The 25181-nt window shown below is 70.0% G+C and carries 29 protein-coding genes and 1 pseudogene; 14 read left to right on the forward strand and 16 right to left on the reverse strand.

Features of this window, described 5'->3' with window-relative positions:
- Window positions 1–119: 119 nt before the first annotated feature.
- Genes ACYVF6_RS18980 through ACYVF6_RS18990 form a run of 3 tightly spaced genes read right to left on the reverse strand, consistent with a single transcriptional unit; the run spans window position 120 to window position 2397 of the window.
- The gene (locus tag ACYVF6_RS18980; protein WP_460523036.1) at window positions 120–329 is read right to left on the reverse strand and encodes a hypothetical protein; all 210 of its coding nucleotides are present in this window, start codon (window positions 327–329) and stop codon (window positions 120–122) included.
- Entirely contained in the window at window positions 323–1081 is a 759-nt protein-coding gene (locus ACYVF6_RS18985; protein WP_460523038.1) for an endonuclease V, read from the reverse strand. The genes ACYVF6_RS18980 and ACYVF6_RS18985 overlap by 7 nt, the downstream gene beginning before the upstream one ends.
- Window positions 1078–2397: an RNA polymerase sigma factor gene (locus tag ACYVF6_RS18990; RefSeq protein ID WP_460523040.1), complete on the reverse strand. Its 1320-nt coding sequence runs from the start codon at window positions 2395–2397 to the stop codon at window positions 1078–1080. The genes ACYVF6_RS18985 and ACYVF6_RS18990 overlap by 4 nt, the downstream gene beginning before the upstream one ends.
- On the opposite strand from ACYVF6_RS18990, the gene ACYVF6_RS18995 reads away from it, so the two are divergent.
- Window positions 2396–2803, forward strand: a complete 408-nt coding sequence (locus ACYVF6_RS18995; protein ID WP_460523042.1) for a PPOX class F420-dependent oxidoreductase — start codon at window positions 2396–2398, stop codon at window positions 2801–2803. The two genes, ACYVF6_RS18990 and ACYVF6_RS18995, sit on opposite strands and share 2 nt — an antisense overlap.
- Before the next feature lie 158 nt (window positions 2804–2961).
- On the opposite strand, the gene ACYVF6_RS19000 is transcribed toward ACYVF6_RS18995, so the two are convergent.
- The 3 genes from ACYVF6_RS19000 to ACYVF6_RS19010 form a co-directional block, all read right to left on the reverse strand.
- Window positions 2962–3708, reverse strand: a complete 747-nt coding sequence (locus ACYVF6_RS19000; protein WP_460523044.1) for a DinB family protein — start codon at window positions 3706–3708, stop codon at window positions 2962–2964.
- A gap of 199 nt (window positions 3709–3907) precedes the next feature.
- Window positions 3908–5416: a dihydrolipoyl dehydrogenase family protein gene (locus ACYVF6_RS19005; RefSeq protein ID WP_460523046.1), complete on the reverse strand. Its 1509-nt coding sequence runs from the start codon at window positions 5414–5416 to the stop codon at window positions 3908–3910.
- Between the two features lie 41 nt (window positions 5417–5457).
- Window positions 5458–6150, reverse strand: coding sequence for a class E sortase (locus ACYVF6_RS19010; RefSeq protein ID WP_460523048.1), 693 nt, complete (start codon window positions 6148–6150; stop codon window positions 5458–5460).
- A gap of 23 nt (window positions 6151–6173) precedes the next feature.
- Here ACYVF6_RS19010 and ACYVF6_RS19015 point away from each other — a divergent pair, with 23 nt between their 5' ends.
- Complete coding sequence (locus tag ACYVF6_RS19015; RefSeq protein ID WP_460523050.1) at window positions 6174–6440, forward strand: hypothetical protein; 267 nt, start codon at window positions 6174–6176, stop codon at window positions 6438–6440.
- 36 nt (window positions 6441–6476) lie between these two features.
- Window positions 6477–6887 (forward strand): hypothetical protein, encoded by a 411-nt coding sequence (locus ACYVF6_RS19020; protein WP_460523052.1) that lies wholly within the window; start codon window positions 6477–6479, stop codon window positions 6885–6887.
- 19 nt (window positions 6888–6906) lie between these two features.
- On the opposite strand, the gene ACYVF6_RS19025 is transcribed toward ACYVF6_RS19020, so the two are convergent.
- The 3 genes from ACYVF6_RS19025 to ACYVF6_RS19035 are packed head-to-tail and all read right to left on the reverse strand — an operon-like array spanning window position 6907 to window position 10027.
- Window positions 6907–7761 (reverse strand): carbohydrate ABC transporter permease, encoded by an 855-nt coding sequence (locus tag ACYVF6_RS19025; RefSeq protein ID WP_460523054.1) that lies wholly within the window; start codon window positions 7759–7761, stop codon window positions 6907–6909.
- Window positions 7758–8657, reverse strand: a complete 900-nt coding sequence (locus tag ACYVF6_RS19030) for a carbohydrate ABC transporter permease (protein WP_460523056.1) — start codon at window positions 8655–8657, stop codon at window positions 7758–7760. The genes ACYVF6_RS19025 and ACYVF6_RS19030 overlap by 4 nt, the downstream gene beginning before the upstream one ends.
- An 11-nt stretch (window positions 8658–8668) precedes the next feature.
- Window positions 8669–10027 carry an ABC transporter substrate-binding protein gene (locus ACYVF6_RS19035; protein WP_460523058.1) on the reverse strand — a complete coding sequence of 453 codons (1359 nt, stop codon included), beginning with the start codon at window positions 10025–10027 and terminating at the stop codon, window positions 8669–8671.
- A gap of 164 nt (window positions 10028–10191) precedes the next feature.
- On the opposite strand from ACYVF6_RS19035, the gene ACYVF6_RS19040 reads away from it, so the two are divergent.
- The 3 genes from ACYVF6_RS19040 to ACYVF6_RS19050 are packed head-to-tail and all read left to right on the forward strand — an operon-like array spanning window position 10192 to window position 13020.
- Complete coding sequence (locus tag ACYVF6_RS19040) at window positions 10192–11142, forward strand: sugar-binding transcriptional regulator (RefSeq protein WP_460523060.1); 951 nt, start codon at window positions 10192–10194, stop codon at window positions 11140–11142.
- The gene (locus ACYVF6_RS19045; protein ID WP_460523062.1) at window positions 11142–11924 is read left to right on the forward strand and encodes an aminoglycoside phosphotransferase/kinase family protein; all 783 of its coding nucleotides are present in this window, start codon (window positions 11142–11144) and stop codon (window positions 11922–11924) included. Before ACYVF6_RS19040 ends, ACYVF6_RS19045 begins: the two co-directional genes overlap by 1 nt.
- Before the next feature lie 10 nt (window positions 11925–11934).
- Window positions 11935–13020 carry a phosphotransferase gene (locus tag ACYVF6_RS19050; protein WP_460523064.1) on the forward strand — a complete coding sequence of 362 codons (1086 nt, stop codon included), beginning with the start codon at window positions 11935–11937 and terminating at the stop codon, window positions 13018–13020.
- A gap of 43 nt (window positions 13021–13063) precedes the next feature.
- On the opposite strand, the pseudogene ACYVF6_RS19055 reads toward ACYVF6_RS19050, so the two are convergent.
- Both ACYVF6_RS19055 and ACYVF6_RS19060 read right to left on the reverse strand, forming a co-directional pair.
- Window positions 13064–14146 (reverse strand): annotated as a pseudogene (locus ACYVF6_RS19055) (sensor histidine kinase); the annotation flags it as partial.
- A gap of 10 nt (window positions 14147–14156) precedes the next feature.
- On the reverse strand, window positions 14157–14810 hold the full coding sequence (locus tag ACYVF6_RS19060) for a response regulator transcription factor (protein WP_460523066.1): 654 nt from the start codon (window positions 14808–14810) through the stop codon (window positions 14157–14159).
- A gap of 117 nt (window positions 14811–14927) precedes the next feature.
- Here ACYVF6_RS19060 and ACYVF6_RS19065 point away from each other — a divergent pair, with 117 nt between their 5' ends.
- Genes ACYVF6_RS19065 through ACYVF6_RS19080 form a run of 4 tightly spaced genes read left to right on the forward strand, consistent with a single transcriptional unit; the run spans window position 14928 to window position 18551 of the window.
- Complete coding sequence (locus ACYVF6_RS19065) at window positions 14928–15491, forward strand: hypothetical protein (RefSeq protein ID WP_460523068.1); 564 nt, start codon at window positions 14928–14930, stop codon at window positions 15489–15491.
- Window positions 15491–16615, forward strand: coding sequence for an efflux RND transporter periplasmic adaptor subunit (locus ACYVF6_RS19070; protein WP_460523070.1), 1125 nt, complete (start codon window positions 15491–15493; stop codon window positions 16613–16615). Before ACYVF6_RS19065 ends, ACYVF6_RS19070 begins: the two co-directional genes overlap by 1 nt.
- Window positions 16612–17364 carry an ABC transporter ATP-binding protein gene (locus tag ACYVF6_RS19075; RefSeq protein WP_460523073.1) on the forward strand — a complete coding sequence of 251 codons (753 nt, stop codon included), beginning with the start codon at window positions 16612–16614 and terminating at the stop codon, window positions 17362–17364. The genes ACYVF6_RS19070 and ACYVF6_RS19075 overlap by 4 nt, the downstream gene beginning before the upstream one ends.
- Window positions 17361–18551 carry an ABC transporter permease gene (locus ACYVF6_RS19080; protein ID WP_460523075.1) on the forward strand — a complete coding sequence of 397 codons (1191 nt, stop codon included), beginning with the start codon at window positions 17361–17363 and terminating at the stop codon, window positions 18549–18551. Before ACYVF6_RS19075 ends, ACYVF6_RS19080 begins: the two co-directional genes overlap by 4 nt.
- A gap of 126 nt (window positions 18552–18677) precedes the next feature.
- Here ACYVF6_RS19080 and ACYVF6_RS19085 read toward each other — a convergent pair whose 3' ends face one another.
- The 3 genes from ACYVF6_RS19085 to ACYVF6_RS19095 form a co-directional block, all read right to left on the reverse strand.
- On the reverse strand, window positions 18678–19028 hold the full coding sequence (locus ACYVF6_RS19085; protein WP_460523077.1) for a hypothetical protein: 351 nt from the start codon (window positions 19026–19028) through the stop codon (window positions 18678–18680).
- Window positions 19029–19177: 149 nt separating this feature from the next.
- Window positions 19178–20416, reverse strand: coding sequence for an RNA polymerase sigma factor (locus ACYVF6_RS19090; protein ID WP_460523079.1), 1239 nt, complete (start codon window positions 20414–20416; stop codon window positions 19178–19180).
- Between the two features lie 29 nt (window positions 20417–20445).
- On the reverse strand, window positions 20446–20862 hold the full coding sequence (locus ACYVF6_RS19095) for a YciI family protein (protein WP_460523081.1): 417 nt from the start codon (window positions 20860–20862) through the stop codon (window positions 20446–20448).
- 167 nt (window positions 20863–21029) lie between these two features.
- On the opposite strand from ACYVF6_RS19095, the gene ACYVF6_RS19100 reads away from it, so the two are divergent.
- Window positions 21030–21587, forward strand: coding sequence for a hypothetical protein (locus ACYVF6_RS19100; RefSeq protein ID WP_460523083.1), 558 nt, complete (start codon window positions 21030–21032; stop codon window positions 21585–21587).
- 25 nt (window positions 21588–21612) lie between these two features.
- Here ACYVF6_RS19100 and ACYVF6_RS19105 read toward each other — a convergent pair whose 3' ends face one another.
- Window positions 21613–22629 (reverse strand): pectinesterase, encoded by a 1017-nt coding sequence (locus ACYVF6_RS19105; protein WP_460523085.1) that lies wholly within the window; start codon window positions 22627–22629, stop codon window positions 21613–21615.
- A 167-nt stretch (window positions 22630–22796) separates the two neighbouring features.
- Between ACYVF6_RS19105 and ACYVF6_RS19110 the strand changes: the two genes are divergently transcribed.
- On the forward strand, window positions 22797–23456 hold the full coding sequence (locus ACYVF6_RS19110) for a GNAT family N-acetyltransferase (RefSeq protein ID WP_460523087.1): 660 nt from the start codon (window positions 22797–22799) through the stop codon (window positions 23454–23456).
- Window positions 23457–23503: 47 nt separating this feature from the next.
- Here ACYVF6_RS19110 and ACYVF6_RS19115 read toward each other — a convergent pair whose 3' ends face one another.
- Window positions 23504–23644 carry a hypothetical protein gene (locus ACYVF6_RS19115; protein WP_460523089.1) on the reverse strand — a complete coding sequence of 47 codons (141 nt, stop codon included), beginning with the start codon at window positions 23642–23644 and terminating at the stop codon, window positions 23504–23506.
- On the opposite strand from ACYVF6_RS19115, the gene ACYVF6_RS19120 reads away from it, so the two are divergent.
- A complete protein-coding gene (locus ACYVF6_RS19120; RefSeq protein WP_460523091.1) occupies window positions 23643–24032 on the forward strand; it encodes a hypothetical protein in 390 nt (129 codons plus the stop codon). The genes ACYVF6_RS19115 and ACYVF6_RS19120 overlap by 2 nt on opposite strands.
- A gap of 48 nt (window positions 24033–24080) precedes the next feature.
- A complete protein-coding gene (locus ACYVF6_RS19125) occupies window positions 24081–24893 on the forward strand; it encodes a class I SAM-dependent methyltransferase (RefSeq protein ID WP_460523093.1) in 813 nt (270 codons plus the stop codon).
- The last annotated feature ends 288 nt before the right edge of the window (window positions 24894–25181 follow it).

Consider the following 25181-nt stretch of genomic DNA (forward strand, 5'->3'; position numbering starts at 1 on the left):
CGTCGCGGCCTCACACCCACCGCTGACGATGGCGGGCAAACCGCCATTGTCACCGCCGATCGAGTCGCGGCGACCTGACCCGTGAGTGACGACTGGGGCGGAGGCGAGCGCGCCGTTCGCTAGCTCCGTGGGCAGGCGTCGCACTCGGTGAGTGCCAGATCATCCCGAATCCACCGATGGACGTGCTCGATGGTTGCCTCATGATCGGCAAGGTCGGTCGCCTTGTAGATATGGCCGACAAGATCCGTAGGCAGGCTGGGGACACGGGAGTCGCGGATGATGGCGCAACGTCGACCCGTCATCAGCATTCCGCCGATCTCGATCAGCACGTTCGAGTTGAGCAGGCCGTCGGCGTACGAGCGGCTCGTCGATCACGAGTTGTTCCGGATGCCGCGTGGCGGGCTTCGCGGGCCAGGTGGCGGGCGAGCCGGATGGGTTCGGGGGTTCTGGCGCGCGGACCGGTGGCGGCTCGGACCACTTCGAGGGCGGTGTCCGGGGAGGTACGCCAGCCCGCGTCGACCGCCAGCGGACGGGTGCCGGCCTTGGTACGCAGCCAGTAGCCGACGACTGCGTCGCCGACCCGGAGTGGGCTGCTCGCTCCCGCGCTGTCGGCCGGCCAGTCACCCGTAGCCACAAACGGCCGGTGCGTGACGCCGACGGTCGGCAGGTCGAGGGCCGCGCCCAGGTGCGACGCCAGTCCGGCGCCGCGGGGATGGTCGCGGCCGGTGGCGTTCACCAGGAGGACGTCCGGCCGCACGGCCAGGGAACGGACCGCGGCCTCCAGGGCGGGACCTTCGCGCAGCGCGAGCAACCCCGGTGTGTACGCAGCCGTCGCCGCGGCCGAGGCGACGTGCGACGCCACCACCCGGCCGCCGGCCAGCACGACCGCGCCCACCCAGACCGGGTCACCTGCCGCGCCTTCGCCGGTGAGCCCGCGCGGGAACGCGGCGAAGCAGCCGCCGATCCGCGCGTTGTCCGGCATGTCCGGCATGTTCGGCAGGCTCCAAGCCTCCGGCCCGGCCGCGGCGAGCTCCCGTTGGACGACGAGCAGCTCGCCGGGCGAGCCCGGCCAGCTGCTCACGAACCGCTGTCCGTACCGAGCCGGTCGGCGCGGGACAGCAGGTACCGCTGCTCCGGCAGGCTCGTCGTGCCCTTGGCGGCCTCGAGGTAGTGCTCGCGGGCCGCGGGCAGGTCGCCCGCGAGCTCGAGCAGATGCGCTCGTACGGCGTGCAGCCGATGGTGGCCGGCCATCCGCTGGTCCGCGTCCAGTGCGGCCACCACCCCCAAGCCGGCCTGCGGACCGTCCACCATCGCGACCGCGACCGCCCGGTTCAGCCGGACCATCGGGTTGACTCCACCGCCGCCCGGCATGGCCTCCAGCAGCTCGTACAACGCGACGATCTGCCGCCAGTCGGTGTCCTCCGGCCGCGCCGCCTCGTCGTGGATCGCGGCGATCGCGGCCTGCAACTGGTACGCCCCGAGCTTCGTCGTCGACAGCGCGTTGGTGACCAGGTCGACGCCCTCGTCGATGTACTCCTTCAGCCACAGCCCGCGGTCCTGTTCCTCCAGCGGAACGAGCGATCCGTCGGCCTTCGTCCGCGCCGGGCGGCGGGCGTCCGTCAGCAGCATCAGCGCGAGCAGCCCGGCGACCTCGCCGTCGTCCGGCAGCATCCGGTGGACCATCCGGGCCAGCCGGATCGCCTCGGCCGACAGCTCCACCCGGTGCAACGTGGACCCGGACGTCGACGTGTAGCCCTCGTTGAAGATCAGGTACAGCACGTGCAGCACGGCCTTCAGCCGCTCCGCGCGCTCGGACGCCGGCGGCAGCGCGAACGGCTGCCCGGACTTCTTGACGGTCTGCTTGGCCCGGCTGATCCGCTGCGCCATCGTCGTTTCGGGTACGAGGAACGCCCGCGCGATCTCGTCGGTCGTGAGGCCGCCGACCGCGCGCAGCGTGAGCGAGACCTGGGACGCCGGTGTCAGTACGGGATGGCAGCACATGAACAGCACGATCAGCGTGTCGTCGGAGTCGGCGTCCGGCCCGGCGGACAACCCGGCGTCGGCGGCCGGGCTGACGAACGCCTGCACCGGAGTCTGCAGCGCGACCGTGTCCTCCCGCCTGCGGCGCGACTCCTCGCTGCGCAGCAGGTCGGTCAGCCGGCGCGAACCGACGGTGATCAGCCAAGCGCGCGGATTGTCCGGCACGCCTTCGGCCGGCCACTGCGTCGCGGCGGCCAGCAGCGCTTCCTGTACGGCGTCCTCGGCGGAGTCGAAGTGCCCGTAGCGCCGGACAAGTGCGCCGAGTACCTGCGGCGCCAGCTCGCGTAACAGCTCCTCCACAGCCAAGACGCTAGACCCTGGAATAACGCCGTCGTCCGGTGAGGTTGCGCTGAGCATGCCGAAAGCACCCCTCCCCGACAATCTGGTCGAGCTGCTGAAGCGGCCCAACCCCGCGGTCATGGCGACCGTCCGCCCCGACGGGACGCCGATCTCGGTGGCCACGTGGTACCTCTGGGAGGACGGGCGGATCCTGCTCAACCTCGACGCCGGGCGCAAGCGACTGGACCACCTCCGCGCCAACCCGCGCGTCTCGGTGACGGTGCTCGACGGCGACTCGTGGTACCGGCACGTGAGCGTCCAGGGCACCGTGACGCTGCACGCGGACCCTGACCTGAGTGTGATCGACAAGATCGCGACGCACTACAACGGCACGCCCTATCCCGACCGCACGCGACCGCGAGTGAGCGCGTGGCTGGAGATCGAGAGCTACCACGCCTGGGCCTACGGCAAGCCCGAAGACTAGACGATCTGTTCCAAGGGGTGGCCGGTCAAGCGCGCGGCGCATGGCGCCGCGCTGTCAAGGCGGAGGAGGAGCTAGGAGGGGCCTCCGGCGATCGACGACAACGCAGCCAGCGTGGATGCCAGGCGTCGCGCGTCAGGCGACCCCTTGGAATAGATCGTCTAGGAGCCGCGCGCTTCGAGTACGTCGAGGTCGCGCTCGGCGTAGAGGCGGTGCTGCCACTCCTCGTTGAGGACGCACTCCAGGCAGTCGCGCACGAGGAAGGCCTCCGGCGGTGGCCAGCCGGGTGCGTCCACAGGCTTGGTCTGCTGGTCCAGTTGCTCGTCGGTCAGGTCGGCGAGCACTCGGCGCATGGTGGCGATCCGGTCGGCCCGCAGCGCGAGCACCTCGTCCAGCGCCGGCCGGGCAGTGCGGTCCCACGGAATCGACGGGTGCTCGTCCATCTCGTCGAACGGGAGGTCGAGCGGATGCCACGGCGAGGGGTTGCCGAGGATGACGCGGTTGATCCAGGCGTCGGTGGCGAACACCAGGTGGCGCAGCGTCTCGATGAACGACCACTCGTCGTTCACCCGCTCGTGCAGTAGCTCGGGTGCGAGGCCTCGGGCCCGCGTGACCGTCTGTGCCCACAGCCCGTCGACGATCTCCCACGCTTCGCCGAAGCCCGCCGCGGTGCTCGGCCGCATCTTCTCCCGGCCCGGGTAGCGGCGGTTGAGCTCGGCGTCGATCAGCGGCACGACGTCGACGTCGTTGATCCGTAGGTTGCGGAGCTCGCCGCTGATCTCGACGTCGACCAGCTCGACGTCGCGGAACACCGTGCCCGTGAGGTCGACGGCATGGAAATGCGCGTCGCGCAGGCGGACCTTGCGGAACGTGGAGCCCGACAGGTCCTGGTTGCTGAACTCGTTCATGTCGCGAAAGCTACCGCCAGATCCGGACGGTCCGCTTCCGGAACCCGGCAAACTCAGCCGTTGGCCTCGGAGAATGCGCGCGACGCGGCGCTGTTTCGGCTTGGACAGCCTCGCCGGTGCCGACAACGACCGCGACGATCGGCGCACTGGTCGCGGGGCCCGGACCAGTGCGTCGATGAGCGTGCTGCACGCGTTCGCCTCAGGCGGGCGTACGCCTCGCGGTGTTCAGCGTCTCCAGCAGGCGCAGCCACACCTCGCTGACCGTGGGATAACTGGGTACGACGTGCCACAACGTCTCGAGCGGCACCTGCCCGACAATCGCGACCGTGGCGGAGTGGACGAGCTCGGCGACACCCACGCCGACGAACGTCGCGCCGACGAGCGTGTCGGTGGCGCGGTTGATCACGAGCTTGGCGCGCCCGGCGTAGTCGTCCTGCAGGACGTACGTGCCGGCCAGCGCGGCCAGGTCGTACTCCACGGTCTCGACGTCGATGCCCTGCTCGCGGGCGGCTTGCTCGGTGTAGCCCGCCGATCCGACCTCCGGGTTGGTGAACGTCACCTGCGGTACCGTCTGATGTCCGAGCGCCGTTGACGGCAGCCCGTCGGGCGACCCGAAGCTCGGTGCGGTGCCGTTGGCGCGGGCCGCGATCACCTCACCCGCGATCCTTGCTTGGTACTTGCCCATGTGGGTGAGCAGCGCGCGGCCGCAGACGTCGCCGATCGCGTAGAGCCACTCGCCTTCGACGCCGCGGACGTTCTGGTGGTGGTCGACGTCGAGGTAGCCGCCCGCCTTCAGCCCGACGGTCTCGAGTCCGATGTCGTCGGTGTTCGGGTGCCTGCCCGCGGCGACGACCACCTCGTCGGCCTCCACGGTCGTGCCGTCGTCCAGCGTGATGCGTACCGGACCGCCGTGGATGTTGCCGACGCCCGTGTCCTTGGCGTCCTGCCGCTCGACGCTCGCGAAGCTGCGGTTGCCGAGCAGAGTGACGCCGAGCTGCTCGAGGTGCTCACCGACGAGCTGCCCGGCGAACGGCTCCTGGTTGGCCAGCAGCCCGTCGCCGCGGAAAACGAGCGTGACCTCCTCGACGCCGAGGCCGCGCAGCCAGGTCGCCGACTCGCACGCGACCACTCCGCCGCCGAGGATGGCGACGCGACGAGGCACCTGGTGCAGGTTGGTGACGTCGCGCGAGGTCCAGGGGAGTGCGTCGCGCAGGCCGGGGATGCCGGGCACCGCCGCACCCGAGCCGGTGTCGATGACCACGGCGTGCCGCGCGGTCAGCGTCGTCTTCTCACCGTTCGGCCGGGTCACCTCGACGGTGCGCGCACCGGTCAGGCGGCCGTACCCGCGTACGACGTCGATGCCGGCGCCCAGCGCCCAGTTGATCTGCGACGTGTCGTCGAGGTTGTTGACGATCGTGTCGCGACGGGCCAGCACGGCCTGCACGTCCAGTGGCTGGGAGGCAGCGGCCTCCAGTCCGGGGATGTGCCGTGTGTGGTCATGCACCTCGATCGGGCGGAGCAGCCCCTTGCTCGGCATGCACGCCCAGTACGAGCACTCGCCGCCCAGCAGGGCGGCCTCGACCAGGACGGAGTCGAGCCCGGAGAACTGCGCGGCGTACTGTGCGGCGTTCTCGCCGGCGGCAGCACCGCCGAGGACGATGACGTCCCACTCGGTCCGGTCTGGGTCCAGCGCTGCGGTTGTCGTCATGGTTGTTCATTCTCCATGCTTACTGTGCGGCTGTTGGGCGCTTACTGGGCCGGCTTCGGGCCGGCTGTGGCGAGCCGCGCGAACACGACCATGCGCTGCTGGGCGTTCCACACCGTCGGGCAGGTCGCCAGGGTGAGCAGCGCCTGCCGGGGAGGCGTACCCAGCTTGCTGCCCGGCACCGGATCGGTCACCCAGGTGTCGTCCGGGCCGACGACCGTACGGCGAGGGTCGTTCATGACGAGGTACGTGTAGGTCGTGTCCGCCGTCTCCACGACGATCGGGTCGCCGGGCCGCAGCCGGTCGAGGTGCCGGAACGGCTCGCCGTGGGTGACCCGGTGGCCCGCGACAGCGAAGTTGCCGGCCTGGCCGGGGAGTGCGCTGCCGGGGAAGTGGCCGGCCAGCCCGTGGTCGATGACGTCGTCGCCGACCCCCTGGACGACGGCGACCTCGTAGTCGAGGGCGAGCGCCGGAACGCGTAACAGCGCGATGGGCTGGCCGTCGGTCGGCCGCGCGGGTGGCCGGGCGACCGGCTGGGTCTTCGGTCGCGGTCGCCGCTGCTCTCGTTCCCAGGCCTGCCGGACCTGCGTGGTCGCCTGGCGTGCTTCGGCGGCGGTGAGCGCACTACCCCAGCCGAGGCGGTAGGTGGCGAACAAGCCGAGCGCGACACCCGCGACGAGCAGACCGACTCCGAGGAGCGCGGTGCCGCGTCGCGAACCGAAGCAGATAGTGATCAAGTCGATACTCTATGCTGCCACGGATGTTCCGTTCCAAACCAGTTGCGGCCGCACTTCTCTCCGTCCTACTGCCGGCCGCGTTCGTGCTGGCCGGTGCGTCGCCGGCGGCCGCCGGCGACGCGGGTGACAGCAACGGCCCGGCCGGCCAAGCCTCCGGCGCCGATGCATTGGCCGCCGCCGGAGCCGACGGCCTGGGGACGGTCGTGTTCGCGTTCTTCGCCATCACCGCCCTCGCCGTCGCCTGCCTGATCGTCGGCTTCCGCATCAGCCGCCGCGAGAGCGAGGACTAGTACTCTCGAGCAGGGACCGATGATCCGGGGGAGGGCATGAGCGACGCCCGCACCTTTGTCGAGCGCTTCCGCGCAGTACAGGCCGAACGCGGCTACTCGCGTGTCTCGTCTCCGGTCGAGTTGATCGGGGGATGGGCCGGGTTCGTCGAGGGTTGCGAGGAGGGCTACGACTGGTGCAGGGCTGAGTACGACAACGACGTCATGGTGCGGGACCAGATCGAGGCGATCCTCACCGACCCGGAGTTGGCGGCGATGAAGGAGCTCGTCTGGTTCCGAGCGGATGTCCTTGCCGTTGACGAGCGGTTCAAGGCGTTGCTCCGGCCGCTACCCGGCCCGCCTTCCGCCGGCACACGGTGGTGGGCGGACGGCGTGCCGAAGCGGGCAGGCCGTGAGTTCGCCGACGACATCAAGGCCGCGACCGGCATCGACCTCGACGTCGTCGACTGAGGGCGCGTCGCGGCGCTGTCTACTTCACCGCGCCCAGGGACAGGCCCTGGACGAGCTTGTCCTGGGCGGCGAAACCCGCGATCAGCACCGGTAGCGAAATGATCGTCGCCGCTGCGCAGACTTTGGCGAGGAAGAGGCCCTGGCTGGTGATGAAGCTCGTCAGGAACACCGGTGAGGTCTGTGCCACCACACCCGTGAGGATCCGGGCGAACAGCAGCTCGTTCCAGCTGAAGATGAAGCAGATCAACGCCGTCGCCGCGATTCCTGGTGCCGCGATCGGCGCGATGATGCGTTGCATGGTCGCCACCAGGCCGGCGCCGTCGATCGACGCGGCTTCCAGGATCGCCACCGGGATCTCCGACAGGAACGACCGCATCATCCACACCGCGATCGGCAGGTTCATCGAGGTGTAGAGCAGCACCAGCAGCCACACGTTGTCGAGCAGTCGCGCGTTCTTCGCGAACAGGAAGATCGGCAGCAGCCCGGCCACCGGCGGCAGCATCTTCGTCGACAAGAAGAAGAACAGGACGTCCGTCCACTTCTGCACCGGCTTGATCGACAGCGCGTACGCCGCCGGAATCGCCAGCAGCAGAACGAGAACGGTCGACAGCACGCTCGCCGTCGCCGAGTTGATCAGCGCCGCCGCCGGGTCCGCGCCCGTGCTGGAGCCGAAGAACTCCCGGTATCCGTCCAACGTCAGCGGCGCGAACAGCGACGGCGGGTTGGTCCCCGCGTCCTTCTCCGAGTGGAACGACGTCAGCACCATCCACGCGACCGGCGTGAAGAACAGGAGTACGACGACCCACGCCACCAGCCCCACGGCGACGGTCGACCGTCGCGACGCCTGCGGCCCCACCGGAGCAGTGCCCTTCATCGTCCGACCTCCTCACGGAACAGCGACGACACCACGCGCAGCGCGAACGTCGCGATGATGATCGACCCGATCACGACCACGACACCTTGTGCGGAAGCCAGTCCGTAGTCGTGCGCGCTGAAGAACGACTGGTAGATGGTGTACGGCAGGTTCGCCGTGCCCAGCCCGCCGGACGTGATCGTGAACACCGCGTCGAAGTTCTGGATGATGAAGATCGAACCCAGCAGTGCGGCCAGCTCGAGGTACTGCCGCAGGTGCGGCAGCGTGATGTGCGTGAACGTCTGCCAGGTCGAGGCACCGTCGACGTACGCCGCCTCCATCACCTCAGGATCGCGAGACTGCAAGCCCGCCAGCAGGATCAGCATCATGAACGGCGTCCACTGCCAGATCAGCGCGATCTCGACCATCGCCTGCGGGAACTGCCCGATCCAGTCCGGCTGCGGCGCGTCGGCCCCGAAGATCCAGGTGAGCACACCGTTCAGCAGGCCGTAGACGGGGTTGTAGATGCCGTGCTTGAACAGCAGCGCCGCCGCGACCGGCACCACCAGGAACGGCGCGATCATCAACGTACGAAGGAGTCCGCGCCCGAAGAACGCCCGGTTCAGCATCAGCGCGATGCACAGGCCGATCACCAGGCTGCCGAGCACGACGCTGACCGTCAGCACGATGGTGGTGAACACCGACGACCGCAGCCCCTCGTCGGCGAAGACCTCGGCGTAGTTGCCGAGCCCGGCGAAGCCGGTGGTGTCGGGCGACAACGCGTTCCAGTCCATGAACGAGATCACCAGTGTCGCCGCGAACGGCAGCTGGGTCACGATGATCAGGAAGATCAGTGCCGGCAGCAGCGGTGCCCGCCGGCGCCACACGCCGCGTTCGGAGACGGTCATGGCAGCCATGTCAGTGCCTCCTACTGACCCTTGTACTTGTCGCCGACTTCCTGCGCGAGCTCCTGCGACTGTCGCAGGGCCGCCTCCACACTCAGCCGCCCGGCGATCGCGGAGCTGATCGCCTGCGACGACTTGGTGCCGAAGTCGGTGAACTCCGGGATGTCGACGAACTGGATGCCGACGGTCGGCCGCGGCTGCGTGCCGGGGTTGACCGGATCGGCGTTCTGGATCGCCTCCAGCGTGGGCTTGGCGAACGCCGAGGCGGACTTCAGGTAGTCGGGGTTCTGATAGGTCGACGCCCGCTTCCCCGCGGGTACACGGGCCCAGCCGAGCTGCTCACCGACGAGTGCCTCGTACTGCTTGCTGGACGCCCAGGAGACGAACTTCCAGGCGTCGTCCTGCTTCTCCGACGACTTCTCGATCGCCCACGACCACGCGTAGAGCCAGCCGGCGCTCTTCGTCTTGACCACCGGTGCCTGGGCGTACCCGACCTTGCCGGCGACCGGCGAGCCCGGCCCTTCCAGCGTTCCGGCGGCAGACGTCGCGTCATACCACATCGCGACCTTGCCCTGCTCGAAGTTGTTCAGGCACTCGGTGAAACCGGACTGCGAGGCGCCGGCCTCGCCGTGCTTGCGGACCAGATCGACGTAGAACGTGACGGCCTGGCTGAACTGCGGCGAGGTCGCGCCCGCCTTCCACTGCTTGTCGAACCACGCACCGCCGTAGGTGTTGACCACGGTCGTGAGCGGCGCCAGCACCTCACCCCAGCCGGGCAGCCCGCGCAGGCAGATCCCGCGCATGCCCGGCTGCGCGCGGTCGACCTTCGCGGCGACGTCCGCGACCTGCTGCCAGGTCGGGTTGTCCGGCATCGACACGCCCTTCTCGGCGAGGACGTCCTTGCGGTACATGAGGAACGACGACTCGCCGTAGAACGGCTGCCCGTAGAGCTCGCCGTCCGGTCCGGTCAGCGACTCGCTCATCGGCTTCAGGATGTCGGCCTGGTCGAACGTCTTGTCGTTGCCGGCGTAGTCGGTCAGCGGCACCAGCCAGCCGTTCTTGGAGTAGAACGGGATCTCGAAGTTCGACAGCGTCGCCACGTCGTACTGCCTGGCCTGGCTGGAGAACTCCTGGCTGGCCTTGTCACGCAGGTCGTTCTCGGGCAGCACGGTGAAGTCGACCGTGATGCCGGTCTCCTTGGTGAAGTGTTCGGCGGTCAGCTTCTGCAGGTCGACCATCTGCGGGTTGTTGACCATCAGAACCCTGATCGCCCGCTCGTCCCCACCCCGGCCTCCGGCGCCCGTGTAGCAGGCGCTCAGGCCGGCCATGGCGACCGTGAGTGCGGCCATCGCCGCGACCAGTCGAGACCTTCCGAATGACACGGGCACCTCCACGGTCTACCCGATGCGCTCAAACGAGCGTGACTGCGCTCGAACTAGAACAAAGATGTGCTCGATCTGAGCGCACTGTCAAGACTTCGTGCGAAAATGAGTACGGCACCGCTCAAATGAGCGGCCCGAGTGTCCGCACCGGAAGGAGAGCGGCCGTGGCGCCGAAACCCACCGAGCTCGTTCTGACCGCTCGGGTCGCGCGCAGGTACTACCTCGACGGCCGGTCGAAGACCGAGATCGCCGAGGAGCTCGGCATCAGCCGGTTCCGGGTCGCACGGCTGCTCACGTCGGCGCTGAGCTCCGGGCTGGTCCGCATCCAGATCCACTCACCCGGCACCGTCCACACCGACCTGTCCGCGCGCGTGCAGGACGCGTTCGGGCTGTCCCACGCGATCGTGCTCGACGTACCCGACGACGATCTGGTCGCGCTGCGACGGAACCTCGCCGAGGCCGCGGCCGAGGTTCTGCAGGAGCTCGTGAGCAGCGACGACGTGCTCGGGCTGGCGTGGGCGCGCTCGCTCAGCGGCATCGGCAACGCGCTCACCTCGTTCGTTCCGTGCCAGGTCGTGCAGCTGACCGGCGCGATGTCGCGGCCCGAGGGCTCGGACGTCCTCGAGCTGGTCCGCCGGATCGCGCGGATCGGTGGCGGACCCGCGCACGTGTTCTACGCGCCGATGGTGGTGCCCGACGCCGCCACCGGCCGGGCGCTGACGAGACAGCCCGACATCGCACGCGCCGCGGCGCTGGTCCCGCACGTCACCGTCGCCGCGGTCGGCATCGGCGCCTGGCAGCCGGGCCTGTCGACGATCTACGACGCGCTCGAGCCGGACGCCCGGGAAACCGCTCGCCGGCAAGGCGTGACGGCCGAGATCTCCGGTGTCTTCGTCGGCGCCGACGGCAAGGTGTTGACGACACCGCTCAGCAAGCGGATCATCGGGATCACCGGCGACCAGCTCGCCGGGATCCGTACGGTGCTCGCGATCGCCTACGGCGACGCGAAGGCCGACGCCGTACGTTCGGCGCTTTCTGGAGGGCTGGTGACGGAGCTGATCACGCACGCGAGCCTCGCGCGACACCTGCTCGCGTCACCCCAGTCCGAGAGCTGATGACGCTCGAGCGGCTCGAGGGCGGCAACGCCAACCGCGGCCGCGTCCTCCGGGTGGGCTCCACCGTGCACAGACCGCGTGGGCACCACAGCACGGCCGTCCACGCCCTGCTCGCACACCTGGCCGCCTCCGGTTTCCGCGGCTCGCCCCGGCTGGTCTCGCGCCACGACCGGACCGAGGTGCTGACGTACCTCGACGGCGAGGCCGCCAACCAGCCGACGCCCGAGTGGGCACTCACGCCGGACGCGCTGGTGAGCGTGGCCTCGCTGTTGCGGGACTATCACCGGCACGCGGCCTCGTTCGGCTCCGCCGGGCTGCGCTGGCAGCGCCCGTTGCCCGCCGCCTGGCAAGGCGGCCTGATCACCCACAACGACACCCATCCGGCCAACGTCGTGTTCCGGGACGGCAGGGCGGTCGCCCTGATCGACTTCGACCTGGCCGGACCGGGTTGCGTGGCCTGGGAGCTGTCGGTCGCGGCCTGCTTCTGGTCACCGTTCCTGGCCGAGCAGGACGTCGAGGACTCCCGGCAGGGCCAGGCGTTGTCGCGCTTCCGGCTGCTGCTCGACGCGTACGGCCTGCCGGCAGCGCTGCGCCCGTCGGTCGTCGACGCGACGGTCGACGCCAACCGCTGGATCTCCACGATCATCGAGGAGGCGACCTGGCAGGGCCACGCCGCGTTCATCGAGGTCTGGGCGGCGTGGGGCGCGAAGTACCAGCGTGCGCACGACTGGCTGCTCGCGCACCGCGAAAAGCTGCTGTCGGCCGCGCTGGGCGCTGGCTAAGCTCGCCCGAATGTGCGACGAGCTGCTGGCAAAGGCTTTCGGTGCTTCCGTGCACGTCACCGGCTCGGTCGAGCTCGGCGGCGAGTGGGCGCCGGTCCGGCGGCTCTTCCTGTCCAACGGTTCGACAGTCGTGGTCAAGACCAGGCGCTCGGACGGCGGCGTGTGGGGCAGTGAAGCCGCCGTACTGGACAACGACCGAAGAGGAATCGAACTGGTGAACGGCCTCGGCGTCGACGTCGCACCCCGCCTCCTCGCCGCCGACGCCGAGCTCGGCATCCTCGTGATGTCCGACGTCGGCGCGGGTCCATCCGTCCAGGACCTGTTGTTCGGTGAGAGCGCCACCGACGCCACGACAGGACTGGTCGTGCTGGCCCGTACCACCGGCGTCCTGCATGCGGCCTCGGCGGCTGTCGACCACCAGTGGCAGGCGCGTACGACGTTCCTGGACCGCACGTTCGAGTTCTGGCCCGAGCTCCGCGACGCGGCCGCCGGCCTCGGATTCCCGGCGCCGGCAGGCGTTTCGGCCGATCTGGCGGCGCTGGAGTCGGCGCTCGGCGACCCGCGATTCCGCGTGTTCGTGCACGGCGACCTGACACCCAACAACGCCGTGCTCACCGGCGAAGGTGACAACGCCAGAGCCCGGCTGGTCGACTTCGAGGGTTCCGGCTTCCGTCACTTCGGGCTCGACGCTGCCTGCCTGCGGCTGCCGTTCCCGCAGTACGGTCACTGGGCGGTGCTCCCGCCCAACGTCATCGCCGCGATGGACGCCGCGTATCGCGCGGAGCCGGCGATGGACGTTGAGGAGTACGAGGCCGGGATCGCTGCCGGCTGCGCGGCGTGGGCGATCATCCGCGCGCACCGGCTGCCGCTGATCGCCAGGGCCGATCAGGAGCCCGGTCAGGCGGTGCGGCGGCGGACGCAGATCGTGCAGACGCTCACGTCGTTCGCGGAGATCGCCTTGCGGGCAGGGTGTTTCGAGGCGCTGGCTCGCTGGTTCCTGGCGGTGGTGGAGGAGATGCGGGAGCGCTGGACGGAGGCGAGGCAGCCGCCGCGGGAGTTTCCGGCGTACGGTGGCTCGCTGGTACGGGAAAGCTGAGCTCGACCACCAGCCCGCCGCGCGGTTGGGCGCGGGCGACCACGGTCGCGTCGTGGCTGGTAGCGATCGCCTGCACGATCGACAGGCCCAGGCCATGGCCGCGCGGGCCGCCCACGCGGTCGGTCCCGAACCTCCGGAACGGTTCGAACAGCCTCGGCACCTCCGGCTCGGGAATCCGCGGCCCGCCGTTGGCGACCGACACGTACGGCCGGCCCTCCTGCAGGCCGGTGTGGATCTCGAGCCAGCCCGAGTCGACGTTGTGGCGTACGGCGTTGTCGACCAGGTTGGACAGCAGCTGCGCCACCAGCCGCCGATCGCCTTCCACGGCAGCCGGACGCAGCCGCGCGTCGACCGCCAGCCGGCGGCCGGCGATCGCACCTTCCCTGGACAGCATGACCTCCTCGGCCAGCTCCGCCAGGCCGAACCGCTCGTACGCGGTCACGCCTGCCTGCCCGCGTGCGAGCGTGAGCAACGCCTCGATCAGGCGTTCCTGCTCGGCGCCGGACATCAGGACCCGCTCGTGCGCGGCCCGGAGCGTCGCCTCCGACGCGTCCGGATCCGCCAGCGCCACCTGGGACAGCGCCCGCTGCCGGGCCAGCGGCGTACGCAACTCGTGCGAGGCGTTGGCCACGAACCGTTGCTGGGCTCGGAAAGCAGCCTCCAGCCGCGCCAGCAGTCCGTCGAACGTGTCGCCCAGCTCCTTCAGCTCGTCGTCCGGACCGGCGAACCCCAGGCGGGCATGGAGGTTCGTCGCCGAGATCTCGCGTACCGCCGACGTGATCGTGCTCAGCTTCCGCAGCATCCGGCCCGAGACGACCCAGCCGATGCCGATCGACACGACGGACATGCCCGCCAGCGCGACGCCGGACTGCGCGAGCAACGCCCGCTTGCCGGCCGCCTGCTGTGCGGCCGCCTGTTCCTGCAGCTCGCTGCTCAAGGGATCATCCGGCGGCGGACTGCCGGTGAACGAGATCGACTCGCCGTTCGCACCGGTGAAGCTGAACCCCGTCGCGCTCACGAACAACAGGTACGTCACCGCCAGCAGCGCCGTGCCCGAGAGCAGGAACAGCGCACCGTAGAGCAGGGTGAGCCGGACCCGGACCGTACGTCCTGGCAGCAGGTTCATCGCGTACCCCTCAGATCCGGTAGCCCGACTTGGCGACGGTCTCGATCACCTGCGGCTCGCCGAGCTTGGCGCGCAACCGGCTGACGGTGATCTTGACGGCGTTCGTGAACGGGTCGGCCGCCTCGTCCCAGACCCGTTCCAGAAGCTCTTCTGCCGAGACCGTCCGGCCCTGCGCGGCCAGCAGCAGCTCGAGCACGCCGAACTCCTTCGGCGCCAGCTCCAGCGGCCGGTCATCCCGCCAGGCCTTGCGTTGTGCGGTGTTGAGCTTGAGGTCGCCGTGCTCGAGCTCCGGCGGGATCGCCGGTTGTGAGCGCCGGAACAGCGCGCCGATCCGGGCCACGAGCACGGGGAAGTCGAACGGCTTGGGCAGGTAGTCGTCCGCGCCCAGCCCGAGCCCGTCGACCAGGTCGTCCATGCCGGCCGCGGCGGTCAGCATCAGGACACGGCTCCGGCAGCCGGCACTGGTCAGTCGGGTGCAGATCTCGTCGCCGTGCAGTCCGGGGAGGTCGCGGTCGAGCACGATCACGTCGTAGTCGTTGAGCTCCGCGCGGTCCAGCCCCGACGGGCCGTCGAGCGCCACGTCGACGGCCATCCGGGCCCGCCGCAATCCGACGGCGACGGTCTCCGCCAGCTCCTCGTCGTCCTCGATCACCAGTACGCGCATGCCGTCGATGCTTCCTCGCTCGAGGTTTCGGCACGGTATCGATACCGCCGCGAAACCGCCCGATCCCTACAACTGGACGCGGAAAGCATCCATCCGCAAACTGTGAAAGGCCTGAAGATGCTGAGGAAACAGATAGGCGCCGCGCTCGTGCTGGCGGGACTGCTGGTCGCGGGCTGCGCCGGCAACGAACCCAGCGGACCCGGTGTCGCCGATCTCGGAACGCCGACCGCGAGCGCCTCCGCGCCGAACAAGAACGTGCCGAAGGACCCGAAGGCACGGGCGGTGGCGTACTCCAAGTGCATGCGCGCCAACGGCGTCGAGAGCTTCCCCGACCCGAAGGCCGACGGTTCGATCCAGCTGCATGCCGAGCCCGGCAACGGCATGGACCCGAACGACCCGACCTTCGCGGCCGCCGACAAGGCGTGCAAGTACCTGATGCCGCCGCCCGAGGTCGACCGCGACAAGATCAAGGCGGCGAACCTGAAGTACTCCAAGTGCATGCGTGAGAACGGCATCAAGAGCTTCCCCGACCCGAAGGCCGACGGCTCGCTGCAGATCGAGAACAAGATGGGCGGCGAGCTGGACCCGACCAACCCGAAGTACCAGGCGGCTGAGAAGGCCTGCGCGAAGTTCCAGGCGGACGGCGGCGGGGAGACGAACGTCGAGCAGGGGAACGGCTGATGAGCAACGGCCGAACCAGCCGGCGGCTGTTGCTCACCGGCGGCATCGCAGTCGTCCTCGGCGGGACGGTGTACGCCGTCGACCGGTACCGCCCGTACGGCATCGACCTCTCGCATCCGTTGGGAACCCGGCCCACGGCGGCCGCGAGCTCGGCCCGGAAACCCGGCACCGCGCTGGCGACAGTGACCCGTCGCACGCTGTCGGAGCGGGCCGGCTTCGACGGCACGCTGGGCTATGCGGGCAGCTACGAGGTGGTGAACCAGGCCAGGGGAGTGGTGACCTGGCTGCCGTCGGTCGGCAGAGTCGTCCGGCGTGGTCAGATCCTCTATCGGGTCGACGGCCGGCCGGTCGTGTTGCTGTACGGCACCTCGCCCGCCTACCGGGCACTGGCGGCCGGCGCCGACGCGTCCGACGTGAGCGGCACCGACGTACAGCAGCTGAACGCGAACCTGGTCGCGCTCGGCTACTCCAAGCGGCTCTCCCCGCGCTCCGACGAGTTCGGCTGGCGGACGAAGCAGGCGGTGAAGGACCTGCAGGACGACCTGGGCGTCGACGACACCGGCACGCTCGAGCTCGGCGACGTGGCGTTCCTGCCCGGCGCGCTGCGCGTCACCAGTGTCATGGCGAAGCTGGGATCGCCGGCCGGCGGCACGATCCTGAAGGCGAGCGCGACCAGACGACAGGTCACGGTGAAGCTGGAGACGACCCAGCAGAGCCGGCTGAAAGTCGGCGACGGCGTGACGATCGCGTTGCCGAGCGGGAAGTCCACGCCTGGCAAGGTGACGTCGGTCGGGCGCGTGGCGAGCACACCCGCGAGCGACCAGGACCGGCCGAAGATCGACGTGCTGATCACGCCGACCCGGCCGGCCGACGCCGGGAGCCTCGACCAGGCACCGGTCTCCGTCGGCGTTGTCACCAACGAGGCGCGTGACGCGCTGGTCGTACCGGTCGAGTCGTTGCTGGCGCTGGCGAGCGGCGGTTATGCCGTCGAGGTGGTGCCGGCGAGCGGGGCACACCGGCTGGTCGCCGTGACGCTGGGGCTGTTCGACGACGAGGCCGGCGTCGTCCAGGTGACCGATACCGAGCTGCGGGCCGGGCAGCGAGTGGTGGTGCCGTCGACATGAGCACTGTTCCTGACGCGGTTTCCGATCCGGTGCTGGAGCTGCGGTCCGTCACGAAGACGTACCCGAGCCATCCGCCCGTGACCGCCCTGCGCGACGTCGACCTGACCATCGAACGCGGCGAACTGGTCGCGATCGTGGGACCGTCCGGCTCGGGCAAGACCACCCTGCTGCACCTGATGGGCACGCTGGACCGGCCCTCGTGCGGGACGGTCAGGCTGACCGGCCTGGACGCGTCCGCGATGAGCGACCGCGCCGTGGCCCGCCTGCGAGCGACCCGGATCGGGTTCGTCTTCCAGCAGTTCTTCCTGGCCGAGCACGCGAGCGTGCTGGACAACGTGGCGGACGGGCTGCTGTACGCCGGTACGCCGTACCGGGAGCGGCGGAAGCTCGCGATGGAAGCGCTGGAGGCCGTCGACCTGGCCGGCCGGCCCGGTGCGCGGCCGACGCAGCTGTCGGGCGGGCAGCGGCAGCGAGTGGCGATCGCACGGGCGTTGGTCGGCCGGCCCGCGATCGTGCTGGCCGACGAGCCGACCGGCAACCTCGACCACGCGACCGGGCGGTCGATCCTCGGCCTGCTGGAGTCGTTGCACGCTCGCGGTACGACGATCCTCGTGATCACCCACGACCGTGACATCGCGGCCCGGCTGCCCCGGCAGGTGGAGATGCTGGACGGCGAGATCGTCGCCGACCGTGGGGGAACCGGCCCGGTCGCCGGCTATCGCTCCCAGTCGAGGGAGGTCCGGCTGTGACCACCGCGCGTCCACTGCGGATCTCCGATCTCGGGCGGATCTCCAGCGTCGGCCTGCGTACGCGCAAGCTGCGTGCCGCCCTGTCCGCCCTCGGCATCGCGATCGGCGTAGCCGCGATCGTCGCGGTGCTCGGACTGTCCGCCTCGTCGCAGGCCGGCCTGCTCGCGCAGATCGACCGGCTCGGCACCAACCTGCTCACGGTGTCCACCGGGCAGACGCTGTTCGGAGACGACGCGGCGCTGCCGAAGCGGGCGCCCGGCATGATCTCCCGGATCGCCCCGGTGTCGGAGGTCGAGCAGCTCGGCAAGACCGACCAGTTCGCCTACCGCAGCCCGTTGATCCCGGCGGTCAACACCAACGCCCTGTCGGTGCAGGCCGCCGGCCTCGGCCTGCCCAAAGCGGTCGGCACCAGCCTCCAGCAGGGCCGCTACCTCAACGCCGCCACCGCGCGCGGCCCGGTCGCCGTGCTCGGCGCGACCGCGGCCAAGCGGCTCGGCATCGACCGGATCCGTCCGGGACAGCGGATCTGGGTCGGTGGCCGGTGGTTCGCGATCGTCGGCATCCTGCGACCAGCGGTGCTGGCGCCGGAGGTCGACAGCGCGGTGCTGGTCGGGTTCCCGGCGGCATCGAAGTACCTCGGGTTCGACGGGCATCCGTCCACGATCTACGTCCGTTCCGCCACCGCTCAGGTCGACGCGGTGCACGCGGTGCTGGCGGCGACCGCGAGCCCGAAGGCGCCGAACGAGGTCAAGGTCAGCCAGCCGTCCGACGCGCTGGTCGCCCGGGCGGCGGCGCAGAGCGCGCTGAACTCGCTGTTCCTGGGTCTGGGCGCGGTCGCGCTGCTCGTCGGTGCGGTCGGGGTCGCCAACACGATGGTGATCTCGGTATTGGAACGCCGGCCGGAGATCGGCCTGCGCCGGGCACTGGGCGCGACCCGCGGCCACATCCGGATCCAGTTCCTCGCGGAGGCGGTGTTGCTGGCCCTGCTGGGTGGCGCGGTCGGCGTGGCCGCAGGTATCACCGCCACCGCCGTCTACGCCTCGGTGAAGGACTGGTCGATCGTCGTACCCACGACGGCCTGGGCCGGCGGTCTCGCGTCCACCATCGTGATCGGCGCGGTCGCTGGGCTGCTGCCGGCGCTCCGAGCGGCCCGGATGTCTCCGACGGAAGCGCTCTGGACGGTGTGATCCGGCCTGGGACCGGTCCCGTACTCGCTGCCCGACCATGGGAGGAACGGGGGCTGCGGCCGGGTCCGTAGGCAGGAGGGAATGGGCTGCCGGCGTGCTCGGCAGCTCGTTCTCTGCTGGGATCTGCTACTTCAGCAGGTCCCAGCGGTCGCGCGACTCCGGTCCGGGCGCCGGCGCGAACGCAGAGGCACCACCGGGCGGGATGCGCATGACGTAGAACTCGGCTCGTCCGCCGCTGTAGTCGACGGCGACGACGGCTTGCACGCCGTCCTGGCACTGCGGGCTGAGTTTCCACGGTCCCTGCTCCCGGCGTACGTCCACGCCGACCAGCAAGCGGCCGTTGTCGATCATGATGCGGTAGCGCCGCCCGAAGTCGACGAGTGCGGCGTTCAGTCCTTCGAGGATCGCGCGCCGGGTCGCGTCGAGGTAGGCGAGGTCGGAGAGTTTGCGGTCGGTCAGGTCGCTCAGGCTCTTCATTGCCGTTCCCCCGGCCGGGCGTGGGTGTGCCAGCGTGTGGTTTTGGGGCGGTGGGTGGGAGGTCGGCTTCCGGTCCGGGAGAGTTCGGGTCGGCGCCGTACGACTGGTACGCGGTGACATGTCTGTTAGACGGTCAGACCACCCTGCGGTTACAGCCTTTCCTGCAACTTGGCCGCCTGCGTCGTCAGATACCGCTGCTCGGGAGTGTTCGTCGTGCGGCTCGCGGCCCTCTGATAGGCGGCGATCGCGGCGGGGATGTCTCCGGCCAGCTCGTACAGGTGCGCGCGTACGGCGTCAAGCCTGTAGTGCCCCGGCAACCGCTCGTCCAGCTCGTCCAGCAGCTTCAGCCCGGCGGCCGGCCCTTCGTCCATCGCCACCGCGATCGCGCGGTTGAGCGTGACGATCGGGTTGCCGGTGAGCTCCTCCAGGAAGCCGTACAGCGCGATGATCTGCCGCCACTCGGTGTCCTCGACCCGGCTCGCCCGGTCGTGCACGGCGGCGATCGCGGCCTGGATCTGGTACTCGCCGACCCGGCCACCCCGTGCCATCGCCCCATCGACCAGCGCGGTGCCCTCGGCGATCAGCCCGCGATCCCACCTGCCGCGATCCTGCTCGGCCAGTGGAACGAGCTCGCCGTCGGCGTTCGTACGGGCGGGCCGGCGGGCGTCGGTGAGCAGCATCAGCGCGAGCAGGCCCGCGACCTCCGGATCGTCCGGCAGCATCCGGTGCACGAGCCGGGTCAGCCGGATCGCCTCGCCGGACAGCTCCACCCGGTGCACGTCGTCGCCGACGCTGCTCGCGTAACCCTCGTTGAAGATCAGGTAGAGCACGTGCAGGACCGAACGCAGCCGCTCCGCCCAGGCCTCCTGGCCGGGCAGCCGGAACGGCACGTCCGATTTCTTGATGGTCTGCTTGGCACGGCTGATCCGCTGCGCCATCGTGCTCTCCGGCACGAGGAAACCGTTGGCGATCTCGGCAGTCGTGAGCCCGCCGACCGCTCGCAACGTCAGCGCGATCGCCGACGCCGGCGTCAAGGCGGGGTGACAGCACATGAACAGGACGAGCAGCGTGTCGTCCTGATCGCCGGCGGGCCCGCCCACCTCGTCCGCCTGGGGCGCGGGCGGCTCGCGGAGGGCCGCGAGGCTCTCCCGCTGCCGCCGCGACTGCTCGCTGCGGGCCTGGTCGATCAGCTTCCGGGACGCGGTCTGGATCAGCCAGCCACGCGGGTTGTCGGGAACGCCCTCCTGCGGCCAGTGCGTCGCGGCGGCGATCAGGCCTTCCTGGACGGCGTCCTCGGCGGCCTCGAAGTCGCGGTACCTGCGGGTCAGCACGCCGAGCACCTGCGGCGCGAGCTCGCGCAGCAGGTCCTCGATGCGGTTGTCGCTCACAACCTCCAGAGGCTAGCGACTCCGCGAACTCAGATGTCCGGGTGGATCAGCGCGAAGTCCGCGGGCCCCATCACCCGGCGTACCTCGATCGGCTGCTGTTGCGGCACGCCACCCGGTCCCGGCACGCACGACAACTTGGCGGCGATCTCGATCGCCCGTTCCTCCGACTCGACGTCGACCACCGTGAAGCCGGCCAGCATCTCCTTGAACTCCACGAACGGCCCGTCCGTGACGACCGGCGCGGTTACGCCGTCGTACCGGACGATCTTGGCGAGCTCCGGCCCGGTCAGCTCCTTGTTGTCGACCCGCTCGCCGCTCTCGTCGAGCTCCTTGACCAAGGCCTTGTAGTAGTCGAGGTGCGCCTTGACCTCGTCCGGCTTCCACTCCGACATCGGCGTCTCGATCGCGCCGCCGTCGTAGTTGACCGCGAGCAGGTACTTCGTCATCGTCAGCTCTCCTTCTCGTCCACGTACATACCAAGCTTGGCGTGTACGTGTGTAGGACGGAGCAGAGGGCTCGCGCTCGACACGGTTTCGAGGGTGGACTCGGGTAGGTTCAGCTCGTGACCGGGCAACTACCAATTCCGCCTCAACCTCAACCAGGTCAGCCGGCGGTGTTCGATCTGGCTGCCGGCGGCTGGGCGCGGATCCTGGCCGTCGTGCTCTGCGGCGGCCTCGGCGTGCTGGGGATCGTGTCGGAGTTCACCGGTGGGGTCCTGGGTGGCACGGCCGTCCGGATCGGCGTGATCGTGCTCAGCCTGATCTTTCTCGCAACCGCCCTGGTCTTTCTCGCGCTGAGCCCCGTCCTCACCCGTCCGCGCAAACTGGTCGTCGAGCCCGCCGGGCTCCGCTGGATCGACCCGCGCGGCAAGCCGTGGAACGTGCCGTGGAGCGAGCTCGCGGGCGTGTCGATCTCGACGTTCAGCAAGCTCAACCACACCTTCGTGCGGACCACTTCGGTCCGCGTCGACCTCTTCCCCGGCGACGCCGACTTCCAGGCGCGGCACCCGGAGCTCGCCCACCTCTGGGAGGCGCTGGGCGCCGAGCAGAGCTACCGGCTCCCGCTCAGCGGGCACGAGCGACGCCTCGGCGAACTCGCCCACGCCCTTCAGGTCCATGCCAGGACCAAGTACCGCGGCGTGATCGAAGAGGGCACCGTGGACGCCGCCTGAGTCCACCTGTTCCCTGGCCGCCGGCTCAGAAGATCGGGTTCCAGTTGTCGGAGCCGGCGAGGTAGGCGGTCGGGGTGTAGCGCGCGGCCTGGGACGGCGTCATCTGGGGCCGGTTGGAGTTGACCGTCGCGCCAGGGCCGGAGTTGCCGTACTCGGAGAACCGCGCGTCCCGCCACGAGAATCCGGACATGTCGGTCCACGGGTCGTCCCGTATGTGCGCGCCGAGCGTCGACGAACGGACCAGGACCTGCGCGATCGCGTTCACGTCGCCGCCTGGGTGCCAGGGCCGGCCGAGGTAGACCGTCTTGCCGGGCGCGTTGCTGCTGAGCGTCGATCCCCAGATCAGGAATCCGAACGGGTTGCTGTTCGTCGTCGCGGCGGCGGTGATGTAGCCGTTGTTGCTGGAGGATCCGCGGCTCAGCGAGTGGATCGTGCAGTGGTCGAACACGGCTGTGCCGCGGCCGAAGATGAAGTCGACGTCACCTTCGACGTAGGAGCGGCGGATGTAGCTGCGCGCCACCGTGCTCGTGCCGGCCGACCACAGCAACAGGGTGTCCTGGTTGCCGAGCACCCTCACGTTGTTCAGGATCGCCTTGTCCCCTTGCAGATTGAGCGCGACGGCCTGGGACGCACCGTTGGCGGCTTCGTTGTAGTCGTTGGAGAAGGTGAGGTTCGAGGCGTTGAAGTTCGCCGACGACACGGTCACCGTTGCGCTGCCGGACGTCCCGTACTGGCTGGCCGCGTGGTTCTCGACCAGCACCGTGCTTGCTGCGGACGAGCCGAGCCCGCGCAGGGTGACGTTGGGTTTGTTCGACGGGATCGACGCCGTTCCCCGGTACGTCCCCGCCTTGATGTCGATCTGATACGTCGTCGAACTGTTGGCGGGCGCGGCATTCACGGCCGCCTGAACCGTGGTGAAGTTGCCGCTCCCATCCGCGGCGACCGTCACGATGGTCGCCGCGGTGGCCGGCCGGATCGGCACGCCGATGGCCGCGAAGGCCACGGTGAGCAAAGCCACGTTCGTACGCATCCGTCGAGACATGCGACCTCCTGTACGAGGGGAATGAACGCTGACCGCGTTTCCGGGTCCTCAAGGAGCAAACGCTTTCCCAGTGTGCGTGTCCTGGCTCCGCGCGTCAACACCGCGGGCGAGAGGGCTGCGGCGGAAAACGGCGTGACGTGCGGACCACCTGGCGGTCAAGATGAAGCATGCTCGTCGACCACTTTCCGTTGGCTGGGTTTCGCCTTACTACGCCGCGGCTCGAACTACGGCTGCCTTCGCCCGAGGAACTCGCCGGCCTGGCGGACGTGGCAGCCGACGGCATCCATGATCCGGAGGTCATGCCCTTCCTCGTACCGTGGACGGACCGGTCGCCTGCCGAGGTCGCCCGCGGTGTCATCCAGCACCACTGGCTGCGGCTGGGCACCTGGACCCCGCAGGACTGGTCGCTCAACCTCACGGTGTTCCACTCCGGCGTGGTGGTCGGACAGCAGAGCATCGGTGCGCGTGAGCTGGCCGTCACTCGCGAGGTGGCCACGGGCTCCTGGCTCGGCCGGCGCCACCACGGGCAGGGGATCGGCACCGAGATGCGCGCCGCCGTGCTGCATCTGGCCTTCGCCGGGCTGGGCGCGGAGGAGGCGGTCTCCGGCGCGTTCGATCACAACCTCGCCTCACAGGCCGTCTCCCGCAAGCTCGGCTACCAACTCGACGGTGTGACGCGGCACTCCGTCCGCGGCGCGTTGTCCGTCGAGCACCGGATGCGCCTGACCCGGACGGGGTGGGAACAGCACCGCACGGTCCCCGTGACGATCGACGGGCTCGAGCCGTGTCTGCCACTGCTCGGGCTCGAGCCCGCACCGGCGGAGTAGTCCGCCCTACGCCGGCTACTCCGTGAACGACCCGTGCTTGGTGTCGACTACCTCACCGGCGAGCGTGCGAAGCCGGCCGCGGCAGCGATTCCGACGCCGAGGATGGCTACGCAGAACAGCAGGCTCTGCCCCATCGCGGTCGCATGGCCGGCCGGTACGGCGGGCTCGGCGGCCAGCCGGGCCTGCATGACGGCACCGATACTCGCGGCACCGAGGGCCCGGCCGGCCGACTCCAGGGCCGACAACGTCGACGGTTACGTCGCGCGGGCGAGCGGCACGCTGCGGCCCGGCCAGGTCAGCCGGCTGACGTTCACACTCAGCAGGAACGGCCGGCCCGTAACGAGCCTGCAGCCCTACCTCGAGGCGTACGGACACCTGATCGCCCTGCGCAGCGGCGATCTGGCCTACCTGCACGTCCACCCGACCGGCACACCCGGCGACGGCAGGACCAAGGCAGGGCCGGCGATCACGTTCGACGCCGAGGTCCCCGCCGCGGGCACGTACCGGCTGTTCCTCGACTTCCAGGACCGCGGTGTCGTACGCACCGCGGCGTTCACCATCACGGCGACCAGCTGACCGATAGTCTGTCAGCAACGAAAACCATTCCCAAAACGTGGGGGAGCCGTGAACGCACGCCCGGGCCTTGCCGACATCTTCAACGCCACCCGGGAGGAGTTCGTCGCCCTGTCGGCGGCGCTGTGGGATCCGCTGGCGCGGGAGTTGGTGGCCGATGCCGCCCCCGCTGTGGGCGAGCGGGTGCTGGACGCGTGCTGTGGCGCCGGGTCGTCCGCACTGCCGTCGGCCGACGCCGTCGGCCCGGACGGTCACGTCGACGGCGTCGACCTGGCCACCGCCCTGCTCGGCGAGGGCGAGCGGCTCGCGGCCGAACGGGGGTTGCGTCAGCTGCGCTTCACCGAGGCCGACGTCACCGCATGGGACGGCGGCGGGAAGCCGTACGACCTGGTGCAGTGCGCGTACGGCATCTTCTTCTTCCCCGACATCCCCGCCGGCACGTCCGCACTGGTTCGGCTGCTTCGCCCGGGCGGGCGGCTCGCGGTGCTGGTCTGGGAGCGCGACGCCATCGACCGGGTGACCACCCTGCTGTACCAGGCGGTCCGCCCGGAGCGGCCCGAGCTCGGCAACCCCTGGCAGTACGACGCGGAGCCCTACAACACGCCGGAACGGATGGAGTCCTGGCTCGCCGGCCTCGGGCTGGAACGCGTCCACACCCGCCGGGTAGGCCATCTGGTGCCGCTGGACGACCGGCTCGCCTGGACGCTCGTGCTGGGCGGTGGCATGCGCGGCATGCTGCTCGGGCTGGCGCCTGACCAGGTCGAGCGAATCCGCGACCGCTTCCTGCGCAGCCTTGCCGACAACGACATCCGTACGCTCGACGCCACGTCGGTCATCGGCGTCGGCCATCGTCCAGCCGGCTAGGGCGTACGTCGCATGCTGCTCATCGCGCCCGGTTCGCCGGTGTGGTCGCCGATCCAGCTCGTTCAGCTCTCCAACGACGAAGGCCCGCGACCGGCAAGCCGGGAAGCTTGCCAGCCGCGGGCATGGAGAGGCCGAGCGGCCTTGGCCGGCCCGCCGCTCATCGCCGCAGCGACGCACCGATGGGCGGCTAGGCCGTGTCTCATAAGTGTCGTTCGAGTTCGCGGAGCCAGATGTTGATGGCGGCGATGTAGACGGTGGCCAGGTAACGGACGGCGAGTTTGTCGTATC

This window comes from Flindersiella endophytica (assembly GCF_054779015.1).

Excerpts from the sequence above, each read along its gene's own strand:
- ACYVF6_RS18995 (WP_460523042.1), top strand. The coding sequence starts at position 2,396 with ATGCCGAAAGCACCCCTCCCCGACAATCTGGTCGAGCTGCTGAAGCGG.
- ACYVF6_RS18990 (WP_460523040.1), bottom strand. The coding sequence starts at position 2,397 with ATGCTCAGCGCAACCTCACCGGACGACGGCGTTATTCCAGGGTCTAGC.
- ACYVF6_RS19000 (WP_460523044.1), bottom strand. The coding sequence starts at position 3,708 with ATGAACGAGTTCAGCAACCAGGACCTGTCGGGCTCCACGTTCCGCAAG.
- ACYVF6_RS19005 (WP_460523046.1), bottom strand. The coding sequence starts at position 5,416 with ATGACGACAACCGCAGCGCTGGACCCAGACCGGACCGAGTGGGACGTC.
- ACYVF6_RS19015 (WP_460523050.1), top strand. The coding sequence starts at position 6,174 with ATGTTCCGTTCCAAACCAGTTGCGGCCGCACTTCTCTCCGTCCTACTG.
- ACYVF6_RS19020 (WP_460523052.1), top strand. The coding sequence starts at position 6,477 with ATGAGCGACGCCCGCACCTTTGTCGAGCGCTTCCGCGCAGTACAGGCC.
- ACYVF6_RS19025 (WP_460523054.1), bottom strand. The coding sequence starts at position 7,761 with ATGAAGGGCACTGCTCCGGTGGGGCCGCAGGCGTCGCGACGGTCGACC.
- ACYVF6_RS19030 (WP_460523056.1), bottom strand. The coding sequence starts at position 8,657 with ATGGCTGCCATGACCGTCTCCGAACGCGGCGTGTGGCGCCGGCGGGCA.
- ACYVF6_RS19045 (WP_460523062.1), top strand. The coding sequence starts at position 11,142 with ATGACGCTCGAGCGGCTCGAGGGCGGCAACGCCAACCGCGGCCGCGTC.
- ACYVF6_RS19050 (WP_460523064.1), top strand. The coding sequence starts at position 11,935 with ATGTGCGACGAGCTGCTGGCAAAGGCTTTCGGTGCTTCCGTGCACGTC.
- ACYVF6_RS19060 (WP_460523066.1), bottom strand. The coding sequence starts at position 14,810 with ATGCGCGTACTGGTGATCGAGGACGACGAGGAGCTGGCGGAGACCGTC.
- ACYVF6_RS19065 (WP_460523068.1), top strand. The coding sequence starts at position 14,928 with ATGCTGAGGAAACAGATAGGCGCCGCGCTCGTGCTGGCGGGACTGCTG.
- ACYVF6_RS19070 (WP_460523070.1), top strand. The coding sequence starts at position 15,491 with ATGAGCAACGGCCGAACCAGCCGGCGGCTGTTGCTCACCGGCGGCATC.
- ACYVF6_RS19075 (WP_460523073.1), top strand. The coding sequence starts at position 16,612 with ATGAGCACTGTTCCTGACGCGGTTTCCGATCCGGTGCTGGAGCTGCGG.
- ACYVF6_RS19085 (WP_460523077.1), bottom strand. The coding sequence starts at position 19,028 with ATGAAGAGCCTGAGCGACCTGACCGACCGCAAACTCTCCGACCTCGCC.
- ACYVF6_RS19095 (WP_460523081.1), bottom strand. The coding sequence starts at position 20,862 with ATGACGAAGTACCTGCTCGCGGTCAACTACGACGGCGGCGCGATCGAG.
- ACYVF6_RS19105 (WP_460523085.1), bottom strand. The coding sequence starts at position 22,629 with ATGTCTCGACGGATGCGTACGAACGTGGCTTTGCTCACCGTGGCCTTC.
- ACYVF6_RS19110 (WP_460523087.1), top strand. The coding sequence starts at position 22,797 with ATGCTCGTCGACCACTTTCCGTTGGCTGGGTTTCGCCTTACTACGCCG.
- ACYVF6_RS19120 (WP_460523091.1), top strand. The coding sequence starts at position 23,643 with ATGACGGCACCGATACTCGCGGCACCGAGGGCCCGGCCGGCCGACTCC.
- ACYVF6_RS19115 (WP_460523089.1), bottom strand. The coding sequence starts at position 23,644 with ATGCAGGCCCGGCTGGCCGCCGAGCCCGCCGTACCGGCCGGCCATGCG.